The 12835-nt window shown below is 65.0% G+C and carries 9 protein-coding genes; 4 read left to right on the plus strand and 5 right to left on the minus strand.

The window, feature by feature from the left end; translation table 11 throughout:
* Positions 1 to 170: 170 nt before the first annotated feature.
* Both LK434_RS05590 and LK434_RS05595 read right to left on the minus strand, forming a co-directional pair.
* On the minus strand, positions 171 to 1202 hold the full coding sequence (locus tag LK434_RS05590) for a 3-deoxy-7-phosphoheptulonate synthase (protein ID WP_006720199.1): 1032 nt from the start codon (positions 1200 to 1202) through the stop codon (positions 171 to 173).
* 156 nt (positions 1203 to 1358) lie between these two features.
* On the minus strand, positions 1359 to 2195 hold the full coding sequence (locus LK434_RS05595) for a type III pantothenate kinase (protein WP_227917657.1): 837 nt from the start codon (positions 2193 to 2195) through the stop codon (positions 1359 to 1361).
* Positions 2196 to 2309: 114 nt separating this feature from the next.
* On the opposite strand from LK434_RS05595, the gene LK434_RS05600 reads away from it, so the two are divergent.
* Together LK434_RS05600 and LK434_RS05605 are read left to right on the plus strand one after the other, a co-directional pair.
* The gene (locus tag LK434_RS05600) at positions 2310 to 4052 is read left to right on the plus strand and encodes an OPT/YSL family transporter (protein WP_006720196.1); all 1743 of its coding nucleotides are present in this window, start codon (positions 2310 to 2312) and stop codon (positions 4050 to 4052) included.
* Positions 4053 to 4196: 144 nt separating this feature from the next.
* Positions 4197 to 5786, plus strand: a complete 1590-nt coding sequence (locus LK434_RS05605) for an alpha-amylase family glycosyl hydrolase (RefSeq protein WP_040360522.1) — start codon at positions 4197 to 4199, stop codon at positions 5784 to 5786.
* Between the two features lie 9 nt (positions 5787 to 5795).
* On the opposite strand, the gene LK434_RS05610 is transcribed toward LK434_RS05605, so the two are convergent.
* Positions 5796 to 6341, minus strand: coding sequence for a hypothetical protein (locus LK434_RS05610; RefSeq protein WP_006720194.1), 546 nt, complete (start codon positions 6339 to 6341; stop codon positions 5796 to 5798).
* Positions 6342 to 6404: 63 nt separating this feature from the next.
* Positions 6405 to 8912 carry a Tex family protein gene (locus LK434_RS05615; RefSeq protein ID WP_006720193.1) on the minus strand — a complete coding sequence of 836 codons (2508 nt, stop codon included), beginning with the start codon at positions 8910 to 8912 and terminating at the stop codon, positions 6405 to 6407.
* A 293-nt stretch (positions 8913 to 9205) separates the two neighbouring features.
* Here LK434_RS05615 and LK434_RS05620 point away from each other — a divergent pair, with 293 nt between their 5' ends.
* Positions 9206 to 9694 carry a low molecular weight protein-tyrosine-phosphatase gene (locus LK434_RS05620; RefSeq protein WP_006720192.1) on the plus strand — a complete coding sequence of 163 codons (489 nt, stop codon included), beginning with the start codon at positions 9206 to 9208 and terminating at the stop codon, positions 9692 to 9694.
* 9 nt (positions 9695 to 9703) lie between these two features.
* Entirely contained in the window at positions 9704 to 10909 is a 1206-nt protein-coding gene (locus LK434_RS10630; protein WP_006720191.1) for a DUF554 domain-containing protein, read from the plus strand.
* 157 nt (positions 10910 to 11066) lie between these two features.
* Here the strand turns inward: LK434_RS10630 and LK434_RS05630 are convergent, their stop codons facing one another.
* Positions 11067 to 12680: a peptide chain release factor 3 gene (locus LK434_RS05630; RefSeq protein ID WP_006720189.1), complete on the minus strand. Its 1614-nt coding sequence runs from the start codon at positions 12678 to 12680 to the stop codon at positions 11067 to 11069.
* Between the last annotated feature and the right edge of the window lie 155 nt (positions 12681 to 12835).

Here is a 12835-nt window from a genome sequence, read left to right on the forward strand (position 1 = left end):
TCATGCGACCTGCCCCCATGTGCGCATCCATGGGAGAAAGATACGCCGTTAGGACGAATTCCGACAACCCGGCCATCCCACGTGGCCGAACCTCTGCCGCCATTCTAACAGCCGCCCCGCGCACACGGCAGCCCAACGTGTGCAGCAGCGCCGCATGCGGACGAGTGACGTTACGCGCGGTCGGCAACCTCCAGCACGAAACGCTCGGTCTTCTCCCAACCGATGCACGGGTCGGTGATCGACTTGCCGTACACGCCGCCGTCGACGGGCTGGTTGCCGTCCTCCAGGTAGCTCTCCACCATGAAGCCGCGCACGATCCCGTCGATCGCTTCGTTGCGGCGGCAGGAGTCGAGCACCTCCTTGGCGATGCGCAGCTGCTCGAGCGGGCGCTTGCCGGAGTTGTCGTGATTGCAGTCGACCACCACGCCGGGATTAGCGTAACCGGCCTCTGCCGTGTAGCGCTCGGCGAGGCGCTCGAGGTGCTCGTAGTGGTAGTTGGGGTAGGTGCGGCCGTCCAGCCCGATGTAGCCGCGCAGCACGGCATGGGTGAGCGGGTTACCCGGGGTCTCGACCTCCCAGTTGCGGAAGATGAAGCCCTGCTCAGCCTGGGCGGCGTAGATGGAGTTGAGCATGACGCTCGTGGAGCCGGCGGTGGGGTTCTTCATGCCCACGGGCACCGAGATGCCCGACGCAACCAGACGATGCTCCTGGTTCTCAACGGAGCGCGCGCCCACGGCGACGTAAGAAAGCAGATCGATGAGGTACTGGAAATTGCTCGGGTAGAGCATCTCGTCGGCGGTGAAAAAGCCCGTCTCCTCAATCACGCGCAGGTGCATGCGGCGGATGGCCTTGACTCCCTCGAGCAGGTCGTCGCCAGCCTCCGGGTCGGGGTTGTGGAGCAGGCCCTTGTAGCCGGTGCCCTTGGTGCGCGGCTTGTTGGTGTAGACGCGCGGGATGATGAGCAGGCGCTCGCGCACGCGCTCCTGCAGCCCGGCGAGGCGCGTCATGTACTCGAGCACGGAGTCCTCGCGGTCGGCCGAGCACGGACCGATGATGAGCACGCGGCGGCTATCCTCCCCGCGGAAGATGGCGGCGACCTCGGCGTCGAAGGAGGCCTTGGCGTCGACGAGGTCGGCACGCAGGGGCATCTCCTCGCGGATCTCCTTGGGGATGGGAAGCAGGCGCTTGAAATGCATGGCCATGGAGGGCTCCTATCAGATCGCGCGGCACGCCGCATGGACACGTTCGTTGGGGAGATTATCGCGCGCGGCACGCGGGCGCGCGAAGGTGGTCAAACGATTTAACCTGTGTGTCATACGATGCGCGACAAAGGCTGCCAACAGACGTGGCGGAGGCGACTAACGGGCGCGCGAACCGCGGTTCGCCCGCCAGATCAGATGGAGCCCACGCAGGGTGAGGGTCTCGTCGACGACGGCCTCGTGCTCGATGAGGGCCGCCACCTGCGTGGCGCCGTCGCCCGTCATCACCGCGGGGGCGTCACAGCCGAGCTCGCCCATCACGGCGTCGAGCAGGCCGTCGATGCGCGCCGCCTCGCCCAGCACCACGCCGGACTGCATGGCGGCACGGGTGCTGCGGCCAATCACCCGCTCAGGCGCGCGCAGCTCGATCATGGGCAGGCGCGCCGCGGCGGCCGTGAGCGAGCGAGCGCCCAAGGCCACGCCGGGGGCGATGATGCCGCCCGCGAACGCCCCGTCCTCGTCCACGACCTCGATATTCGTGGTGGTCCCCAAATCGACCACCACGACGGGCACCCCGTACGCCTCGCGCGCCGCCACGGCATCGGCCACGCGGTCCGAGCCAACCTCGGACGGATCGTCGTAGCGCATGCGAATGCCAGTCTTGAGCCCGGGGCCCACCACATAAGGCCGCGTACCGCACAGCTTTTCCAGCGCCGTTCGCCACACATTGGCCAAACTGGGAACCACACAAGACAGAATCGCATAGCCGGGCTCCGGCGCGTCCAGCATGTCGATAGCGCGGGCGGCATGCGCCCATGCCTCATCGGCCGTGCACGAATCGGGCGTGGTGATCTCCCACGTGCCCATCAGCTGGTCCTCGACAAACACGCCGAACTTGGTGACGGTGTTTCCCACGTCAACGGCGAGCAAGCAGCCCTCCGCAAACGCGGGGCGAATCGAAGCCGAGCCCTCTGCAGCCCTTTCGTTGGTACCCATGGCGCCCTCCAAGTTCTCAGGCAGATTTCTTGCCATTGAGCTTACACTATAGCGGTCCTACTGCCGTAACCCGACTCCCCGCTGAGGGGGAGCGGATATACGAGGGAGCTACAAATGAGTTCTATAAACGAGCGCACGCCGTGGCGCGGGCAAATCAGTGCCGCCGGTATCCTCATCGGCTGCATCGGATGCGTCATCATCACGGCATCTTCGGTGTATACAGCCCTCAAGATGGGAGCCCTCCCCTGGCCCACCATCTTCACCTCCATCACCGCCCTGGTATTGCTGCGTGCCCTCGGCCACACGAGCCTCAACGAGGCAAACGTCACTCAAATCATCATGTCCGCGGGCTCTATGGTAGCCGGCGGCCTGGCATTCACCATCCCCGGCATTTGGATGCTCGGCTCAGGGCATGATGTCAGCTGGATCGAGATGCTCGGCGTGGCGCTGGCGGGCACCCTGCTTGGGCTGGTGTGCACGGCCCTCATTCGCCGCAGATTTGTGGAGGAGTCCGACCTCGAATACCCCATCGGCACCGCCGCAGCGGAAACCCTCATGGCGAGCCGCGCAGGCGGGGCTACGGGCAAGAAGCTCTTCGGCTCCATGGCGGCCGCAGGGCTGTGGTGCGCCCTGCGTGACCTTGCGGGCGTCATTCCAACCATGCTGTGCGCCCTGCCCATTCCGGGCGTCGCCTTTGGCATCTACAACTCCCCGATGCTTCTCTCCGTAGGCTTTCTGGTGGGCGGAGCGGCGGTCGCCTTCTGGCTTGCTGGAGGGTTCATCGCCAACCTCGGCATCATCGTGGGCGGCAGCGCTGCAGGGCTATGGGACGTCACCGTAGCACAGGGCATCGTGTCGAGCCTTGGCATGGGCCTCATGATGGGCTCTGGCCTGGGCGTGGTCGTGCACGACATCCTGCCCAAGGCGGCCAACCTGTCATCCGTGTCGCTGACGCCGGGGGCAAATGGCACGAGGGCGCAGGGCGGTGCCCTAGCGCTGTTCGTCGCTGCGGCGGCGCTCCTCATCTGCTTGATCCTTGGCATCGCGCCGTTGCACTGCATCATCGTTGTCGTGCTCACATTTGTCACCACCATCATGAGCGCGCAGTCGGTTGGCCAAACGGGCATCGATCCCATGGAGATCTTCGGGCTCATCGTGCTGCTCATCATCGCCGCCCTCGGAGAATCCAACCAGGTCAAGCTGTTTTTCGTCGCGGGCGTGGTCGCCGTGGCATGCGGCCTTGCGGGCGACGTGATGAGCGATTTCAAAACCGGGCACATCTTGGGCACAAGCCCTCGCGCAATGTGGATCGGCCAGGCCATCGGCGCGCTGCTGGGCGCCGTCGTTTCTGTCGCGGTTATGGCAGCCCTTCTAACCGCATACGGACCGGAATCGTTCGGCCCGGGTAAGCTGTTCGTCTCCGCGCAGGCCAGCGTTGTGGCCACCATGGTCTCGGGCATCCCCAGCGTGCCCGCCTTCCTCGTGGGCCTCGGGGCGGGAACGGTCCTGTACTGCCTGGGCATCCCTTCCATGATGCTCGGCCTCGGCGTGTACCTGCCGTTTTACATGACCATCTCGGCCACGCTCGGCGCATGCGTCAAGTGGGCATACGACCGCATCGCCGCACACCGCGACAACGCGGCTAACGCCCGCTCGGCCACCTGCGCGCCGGCCAATACAGCAGCGAGCACCGGAAACCTCCGCAGCGCAACCGGCGACAACACGAGCGCGGACAACGCGCCCGAAATCACACATGAAGAGTCGGGCATCATCATCGCCTCCGGCGTGCTGGGCGGCGAGTCGATCGTCGGCGTGATCATCGCGCTCATGTCCGTCGCGGGCGGGCTTATGGGCTAGCGTCTGCCACCCACCGAGAAGTCCACATCTCAACAGGGCTCCAACGGTATGCTGAATGCGCCTAAGGGTCCTATCGCCGGGGATGGGTTCGTTGGCGCGCCAGTCGAACCCATCCCTATCATTTTGAGTTCAGGGGTGCTCGACATGTGGGTTTTCGACACAACGCTCTACCAGATGTATCCGCTCGGCATGCTCGATTGCCCCTTCGATGCGCCCGCCATCGATGACGCCGAAGGGCTGGCGCGCGAGCGCGACCTGCACCGCGTGTGCTCGCTTATCGAATGGGCCCCGTACCTGGGCAAGCTCGGCGTGGGCGCGATCCTGCTCAACCCCGTCTTCGCCAGCGACACGCACGGGTACAACACGCGCGACCTGACCGAGATCGACTGCCGCCTGGGCACCAACAAGGACTTCGCCCGCGTGGTCGACGCCCTGCACGCATGCGGCGTGCGCGTGATTCTTGACGCCGTGTTCAACCATGTGGGCCGCAACTTCTGGGCGTTTCGCGACGTGCGCGACCACATGTGGGACTCGCCGTACAAGGATTGGTTCAACATCAGCTTCGACGGCGACACCCACTTCGGTGATGGATTTTGGTACGAGGGCTGGGAGGGCAATCAGGACCTCGTGAAGCTCAACCTGAGAAATCCCGAGGTCATCGACTACCTGCTCAACGCGGTTCGTATGTGGAAACATGACCTGGGCGTGGACGGCCTGCGCTTGGACGTCGCGTACAGCCTCGATCGGAATTTCGTGAAACTGCTACGGGGCCTCGCGTGCGAGCTGGGCCGCGAACCGCGCTTTGACGGTGAGCCCGGCGATGGCTTCCCGCTCATCGGGGAAGTCCTGCACGGCGATTACAACCTCATCGTCAACGACGAGATGCTCGATTCGTGCACGAACTACGAATGCTACAAAGGGCTGTACTCGAGCTTCAACTCGATGAACATGTTCGAGATCGCCCATTCGCTGCACCGCCAATTTGGCGGCGACCCGTGGTGCATCTACCGCGACAAGCACCTGGTGAACTTCGCAGACAACCACGACGTCTCGCGCCTGGCAAGCATCCTGACAGAAAAACGTCACCTCGTCCCCGCATATGGCGTGCTCTTTGGCATGCCGGGCATCCCGTGCCTGTACTACGGCAGCGAGTGGGGGCAGCTGGGCGCAAAGGGCACCGGGTACCTGGCGGACGTGGAGCTGCGTCCCGCCATCAGCGCCCCGTCGCCCGACAGCCTCGACTCGCCCGCAAGCGGCTGGGCAGGCGGCGAGGAGCCCAATGAGCTCACCGCGCTCATCAATCGCCTAAACCACGTGCGCCGCGAGTCGCGCGCCCTGTGCCACGGCGGCTATCGCAATGTGGTGATCACCAACAAGCAGCTGCTGTTCGAACGCCGAGTTGAGGCATTTGGCGATCAACCTGCCGAAGAGGTGCTCGTTGCGGTCAACGCCGAGAGCGCGCCCTTCACCTTTGGCGACGGCACACTCACGGGGCCGTTCGAGGTGCTGCTCGCCTGCGCGCCCCACGGGTTCGACAACGGCATGGGAAACGGCAGCGGTGAGTTCGAGGGCCGTACAGAAGAAGACGCGACAGGCGCCGCTGCGAAGGGCTTTGTTGCTGAGGGCTCTTCCGCAAGCGGCAACACTGCCGAGGGTTCCTCCCCCACCGTACTCGCCCTTGAGGGGTCGCTTGAGATTCCACCCTTTAGCGTCCTCTACCTGCGTCGAATGTAGGGGGCAGCCCTAGAGCCCTACAAGAGGGCGGATCGACAAATCGCCTTTCTCGAAGGGTGCCTGACGGGCCTTCCTGGCATCGCGGGCATCCCGGCGAACATCGCACTCGCGACGCTCCTGGGATTTCGCGCGACCCAATCGGTCGCCTCCTTCTATGGAAACGACGTCAAACGCGATCCTGCCGAGCTCGACCTGGCGGGCGAAGTCTTCATCCACTCGATGGAGCATCATGCCCCCGCGGGCGAAAGCGACGAGGGCGCCCGTTTTGAAGCGGCGACATCTCCGGTTGAGCGCGTCTTGCTCATCAGCAAGGGCGTCGCCGTGAAAATCGGTGTCAAAAGCGGATGGAAAGAATTGGCCATGCGCGGCAGTGTGGCAGCCCTCATGACAGAAATGCGTTCGATAGCCCTCCGGGCTGCCGAAGAACAGATTGTCCTCACGGCGGCGGTCAGCAGCAACTGACTGCGGCAACGCCCCGCGGCAGCGGCCGGCAACGATGGACCGCGCCAGCAGCCAGCAGCGACGCGCCGCGGCAGCGACCAGCAGCGACGACATGCGCAACCAGGCCGCGACAACGACGCGCCCGCCCCGCAAGACGCGCGGGGCGGGCGCAAACCGTTATCGATCCATGCGGCCCTCAACCATGGTGAGCGAGATCTTCTTGCGCGTGCGATCCACACCGGTGACCCACACGGTCACCGTATCGCCCACGGCGACAACCTCGCTCGGATGCTTCACAAAGCGGTCCGCGAGCTTGGAGATGTGGACCAGGCCATCCTGGTGCACGCCGATGTCCACGAACGCACCGAAGTCGACCACGTTTCGAACGGTGCCTTTGAGCTCCATGCCCACCTCGAGGTCCTCGATGCTGCGCGCCGCCTGGGAGAACACGACCTCCGGGGCGTCGTCGCGCGGGTCGCGGCCGGGCTTCTCGAGCTCAGCTACGATGTCGCGCAGGGTGGGCACACCGCATCCCAGCTCGGCGGCGATTGCGCCGAGGTTGCCGATCTTGGCGCCGATGCCCGGCACGCCGCCTGCCGCCAAGGCGCTCGGCTCCACACCCGCACGGCGCAGGAGCTCACGTGCGATCTCGTAGCTCTCAGGGTGCACGCTCGTGGCGTCGAGCGGGTTCGAGCCACCCGCGATGCGCATAAAGCCCGCCGCGTTGAGATAGGCCTTAGGCCCCAGCTTGGGAACCTTCTTGAGCTGGCGGCGATCGGTGAACGCACCGTTCTCCTCGCGGTAGGCGACGATGTTTTTGGCGACCGCCGGCGTGATGCCGGAGACGTACCCCAGCAGGCTCGCGCTCGCGGTGTTCACGTCGACGCCCACGCGGTTGACCACATTCTCCACCACGTTGCCCAGCGCGCGGCCGAGCTCGCCTTGGTCGAGGTCGTGCTGGTACTGGCCAACGCCGATGGACTGGGGCGGGATCTTGACCAGTTCCGCCAACGGGTCCTGCAGGCGGCGGCCCAGGCTCATCGCGCCGCGCGTGGTCACGTCGAGGTCGGGGTACTCCTCGCTCGCCAGCTTGGAGGCCGAGTACACCGACGCGCCCGCCTCGTTCACGATGGTGTAGCGCAGCTCGGGTGCGGACTCGGCGATGAACGCCGCCACAACCTCCTCGGTCTCGCGGCTCGCCGTGCCGTTGCCCACCACGATGGTGTTGATGCGGTGCTTGCGCGTGAGGCGCAGCAGCTCGCGCTTGGTTCCCGCGACATCGCGTCGCGGGGGCGTGGGGTACAGGATGGTGTGGTCGAGGAGCTTGCCGTACTCGTCCAGCACGGCGACCTTGCAGCCCGCCCGGTAACCGGGGTCGAGCGCGATCACGCGGGCACCACGGACGGGACGCTGCTGCAGCAGGCCCTCGGTGTTCTTGGCGAAGACCTTGATGGCGTCCTCCTGTGCGCGCATGGTGAGGTCCACGCGCAGCTCGCGCTCAAGGGAAGGTGCCATGAGGCGCTTGTAGCCGTCGGCGATGGCGGCGTTGAGCTCCGGCGCGAACGGCCCGCGACGGCGCGGGTACCGACGCTGCAGACGCTCGGCCGCGGCCTCGCCGTCCACGCGCACGCGCACGCGCAGCTTGCCCTCGCGCTCACCGCGGTTGATGGCGAGGATGCGGTGGTTGGGAATGGAACGCACGGCCTCGGAGAACTCGTAATAGGGCTCATACGGCGTCTTCTCGTCCGCGTCCACGGCCTCGGATTCGATCGCGGCGGTCTTATGCGTGTAGTCGCGCAGGTCCGCTGTGTTCTCGGGATCCTCCGCCACGAGCTCCGCCACGATGTCGCGCGCGCCGGCGAGCGCCGCCTCCGCCGTGGCGAAGCCGCCCTCGGCGTTGACGTAGCCCGCGGCCGCCGCGAGCGGACCCTCCCCCTGCACGGGCTGCATGAGAATGAGGTTCGCGAGCGGCTCGAGGCCTGCATCGCGCGCCTTCGACGCGCGGGTGACCCGCTTCTTGCGGAAGGGCTTGTAGAGGTCCTCAACGCGCTGGAGCGTGGGCGCCTGCTCGATGCTCTCGCGGAGCTCGTCCGTAAGCTTGCCCTGGCCGTCGATCACCGCGATGACGTCGGACTTGCGCTGCTCGAGGTTGCGCAGGTAGGACAGGCGGTCGTCAAGCGCACGCAGCGCGACGTCATCCATACCGCCCGTGGCCTCCTTGCGGTAGCGGGCGATGAACGGGATCGTGGCGCCCTCGTCGATGAGGGCGATGACGGACTCGACGCGCGCGGCAGGCTGACCGAGCTCGGAGGCGAGCGCCGCCACGATGCGCTTGTTCATGGCGGCGATGTCCTCCGGTGAGGGCTCCGCGCGCCGCGTTGCCGGGGCATCCGCCAAGTCATCGGCCGTGAGGGAGCCCGCAGAGCCCAGGGGGCGCATCGCGCCCGCCGTTCTTGCGGTCGATACTGCGGGCGCGACGGATACAGCGGACGCGACGGCAGGGCGCACCCCAGTCGATGATTCGGGTGCAACGCCGGACCCAGACGTCATTGAGACGGGCTCGGCTCGTCCCGAATCAACCTGTGCCGTGGCGACCACATCCTTGCGCACGCCGCTCCCTTCGGGGCTCAGCGCGGCGACCATGTTCATGATGGCGGCAACGTCGACGTTGTTCGAATCTGCCATACGACAACTCTCCCATCAAAATCGGTTAGGCACTCCATCCTACCCGACCACGCGGACAGCGCACGCAATCACTATGCACCGAGCGGCGTCCCGCAACCGCTCGACACCCCGCGACCGCTCTGGGCATCGGGGCGCTCTGCCCGGCACGCCGAAACGCCTCGCCCACGCATCGAGCCACTTCACCCATGTGCACAGGCCTATCCATGCGCCGCACGTCGAGACGCACCGTCTGAACAACCTGCGCTCTGCTATGCTTAGCAGGGAAAATAACCTAAACGAAAGGCCCGCGCGGAATGCATCGCGTCCTATTCATCTGCCATGGCAACATCTGCCGATCGACCATGGCACAGTTCGTCTTTGAGGAGCTCGTGCGACGCGCGGGGCTCGAGAACGAATTCGTCATCGACTCCGCCGCAACCTCGCGCGAGGAGATCGGAAACCCGCCGCACCATGGGACCGTGAACATGCTTCGCGAGGTCGGGGTACCCGTTGGTACGCACCGCGCCCGCCAGATCACGCGCGCCGAATACAATGACTGGGATATCATCGCCTACATGGACGCGGAGAACGAGCGAGGGCTCGGGCGCATCCTGAAAGGCGATCCTCGCGGCATTTGCCACCGGCTGCTGAGCTTCGCCGGAAGCACGCGCGACGTCGCCGACCCATGGTATACGGGCGACTTCGACGCCACCTACCGCGATGTCCTTCTGGGCTGCTCCGCCCTCTTTGAGCATCTCACTGGAACACATGCACCAGCGCTTCCCGGCACCGACCCACGCTAGGAGCGACCCATGATCGGACTCGGCACCCTCATCGACGGCGGCTTCATCCTTGTGGGAGGCCTCGCCGGGTTGGCCTTTGGCCGCTTCCTCACGCCCCGCATTCAAGACACCCTGCTCAAGGCAACAGCGGTGGCTATCCTCTTCGTCGGACTCTCTGGCGCCTTGGCGGGCATGTTGTCCCTTGAGGGCGGCAAGCTCGCAGCCGTCAACTCGGCGCTGGTGGTGGGATCGCTCGCCCTTGGGTCGCTCATCGGCGAGGTGTTCGACCTCGAACGGCAGCTCGACCGGTTTGGCGAATGGCTCAAATATGCCACGCGCAGCAACGGCGATTCCGCCTTTGTCGACGCGTTCGTCACCGCATCCCTGTCGGTGGCCGTGGGCGCAATGGCAATCGTGGGCTCCATTCAGGACGGCCTCACGGGAGACTGGACCACATTGGCGCTCAAAGGTGCCATCGATGCGCTGCTCGTGTGCACCATGACGGCATCCATGGGCAAGGGCTGCATCTTCTCGGTCATTCCCGTCGTCCTCCTGCAGGGAGGCGTCACCGTCCTTGCGCAGATCCTGAATCCGCTCATGACTGCTGCAGCGATCGCAAATCTCTCCACCGAAGGGATCAATTCTCATCTTCTGCGTTGGCGTCGACCTCATCTGGGGCAAGACCTTCCGCGTGGCCAACATGCTACCCTCCGTGGTAATCGCCATGACGGCCGCACTCTTTATGTAAATGTAGACGCTAACCCGAGCTCGAGCCTCCAGCCCAAGCTCGTGCCCACCGCGTCAAACCATCCAGCCAACATATCCCCGGGCCAAACCGCCCAGCCCACAACGAACGCGCGCATGCCGCCCAGCCCACAACGAACGCGCTTCTACTGCTTGTTGGAAAGTCCATCGCGACCGAGCATGCCGACGCGCGACTCACGTCCAGCCTTCCATAGCAAGATTCGCGCGGACCGCACCAAGCCCCGTTTGGCACGCCCCGGTACCAGGCTCTCCATTGCGCGATTCGTGCGGCACGCGTCGAGCCATTTGGCACGCGGCACGCGTCCCCACATCCCCTTTGAACGAAATGAGGGGTTATTAATTAAAATGTGTGGGGTTTACCGCGGCACCCAAGATATACGCGGCTTTTTGATCACAAAACCGCAGGTTGTATTCAAGGAATTTGACCGTCTACGCGACTGCCCCTATTTAAACCCCGCACATTTTATTTAATGACCCCTCTTTTAGCATATTTGAGCGCCCCGGCACGCCCAATACGTGTCCCGGCACGCCCAACGCGCGCGCCGGCACGCCCGATGCGCATCCCGACATGCCCAGCACACGCCCCAGCGCGCCCGATGCGTGCCCTGGCACGCATCAAGCTATGTACTTAAAACTCCACGTTACCGAACTCGGACAGCTTGAGTTCCTTGTTGTGGTCCTTCGCCCAGTCGATGTTCCACGGACTCGTGAACAGCAGCAGCTTGCCGCCGCGCATGTCCTCGACGCGCAAGGTATCGCGCGTGAGGGAGAGCGCCGGGATGTCAATGGTGCCCGGCTCGTTCACGATCCAGCGGATGTCGGTGTAGGGCAGCGGTTGGCGGCGCACCTCGACGTGGTACTCGCTCTTGAGGCGCTGCTCGAGCACCTCGAACTGCAGGGTGCCCACCACGCCCACGATGACCGACTCCATACCGGCGCCAAGCTCGCGGAAGATCTGGATGGCGCCCTCCTGTGCGAGCTGTTCCATGCCCTTGACGAACTGCTTACGCTTGAGCGTGTCCACCTGCGTGACGCGCGCGAAGAGCTCGGGCGCGAACGTGGGGATGCCAGCGAACTGCACCGGCTTCTTGCCCGTGCAGATGGTGTCGCCAATGGAGAAGATGCCGGGGTCGAACAGGCCCACGATATCGCCGGCGTAGGCCTCGTCCACGATGGCGCGGTCGTCGGCCATCATGGTCGTACCCGTGGCGAGTTTGATCTTCCGACCGCCCTGCACGTGCGTTGCCTCCATGCCGCGCTCGAACTTGCCGGAGCAGATGCGCACGAAGGCGATTCGGTCGCGATGGTTCTTGTCCATGTTCGCCTGGATCTTGAAGACGAAGCCAGAGAAATCCTCGCGTGTGGGCTCGACGGGCTCGCCGGTGAGCGCGTCGGTGTGCGCACCGGGGCCGGGAGCCAGGCGCAGGAAGTCCTTGAGGAAGGGCTCCACGCCGAAGTTGGTGAGGGCGGAGCCGAAGAACACGGGCGAGAGCTTGCCGGTGAGCACGGCGTCGAGGTCGAACTCGGAGTCGGCGCCGTCGAGCAGCTCGATATCGTCCATCAGGTTGTTGTGGTTGTGCTCGCCGATGAGCTCGCTCAGGGCGGCATCGCCGAGCGTTGCCTCGACCTCGTCCACCTTCTTGGTGCCGTTGGCACGGCCGTCGCCCTCGAACGCCAGGACCTTGCGGCTCGCGCGGTCGAACACGCCGCGGAAATCGCGGCCGTTGCCGATGGGCCAGTTCATGGGGTACGTGCGGATGCCGAGCACGTTCTCGACCTCCTCCATGAGGTCGAACGGGTCGCGCGTCTCGCGGTCCATCTTGTTCACGAACGTGAAGATCGGGATGCCGCGCATGGCACAGACGCGGAAGAGCTTCTTGGTCTGGGCCTCGACGCCCTTGGCGCCGTCGATGACCATGACCGCGGCGTCGGCGGCCATGAGGGTGCGGTAGGTGTCCTCGGAGAAGTCCTGGTGGCCGGGGGTGTCGAGGATGTTCACGCAGCAGCCGCCATAGGTGAACTGCAGCACCGAGGAGGTGACGGAGATGCCGCGCTGCTTCTCGATGTCCATCCAGTCGGAGACGGCGTGACGGGAATTCTGCTTGCCCTTGACCGAGCCGGCACTCTGAACCTGGCCGGTGTAGAGCAGGAGCTTCTCGGTGAGGGTGGTCTTGCCGGCGTCGGGGTGCGAGATGATCGCGAATGTGCGACGAGAGGAGATCTGGTCTGCAAGAGATGCCATGGGCGCGTGCGTCCTTTTCTGACGTGGCGACGCGTTCTGAGACGCGCCGTTCGATATGACGTGATTTGAACCGCTCGTATTGTAGCGGCATACGAGGGCGATCCGGGTCGTCGTGGGCGTCATGGAGCATTATGCAGCGGATTTCCACTGCAAGG

Source organism: Collinsella stercoris DSM 13279 (assembly GCF_020735465.1).
Taxonomy (GTDB): Bacteria; Actinomycetota; Coriobacteriia; order Coriobacteriales; family Coriobacteriaceae; genus Collinsella; species Collinsella stercoris.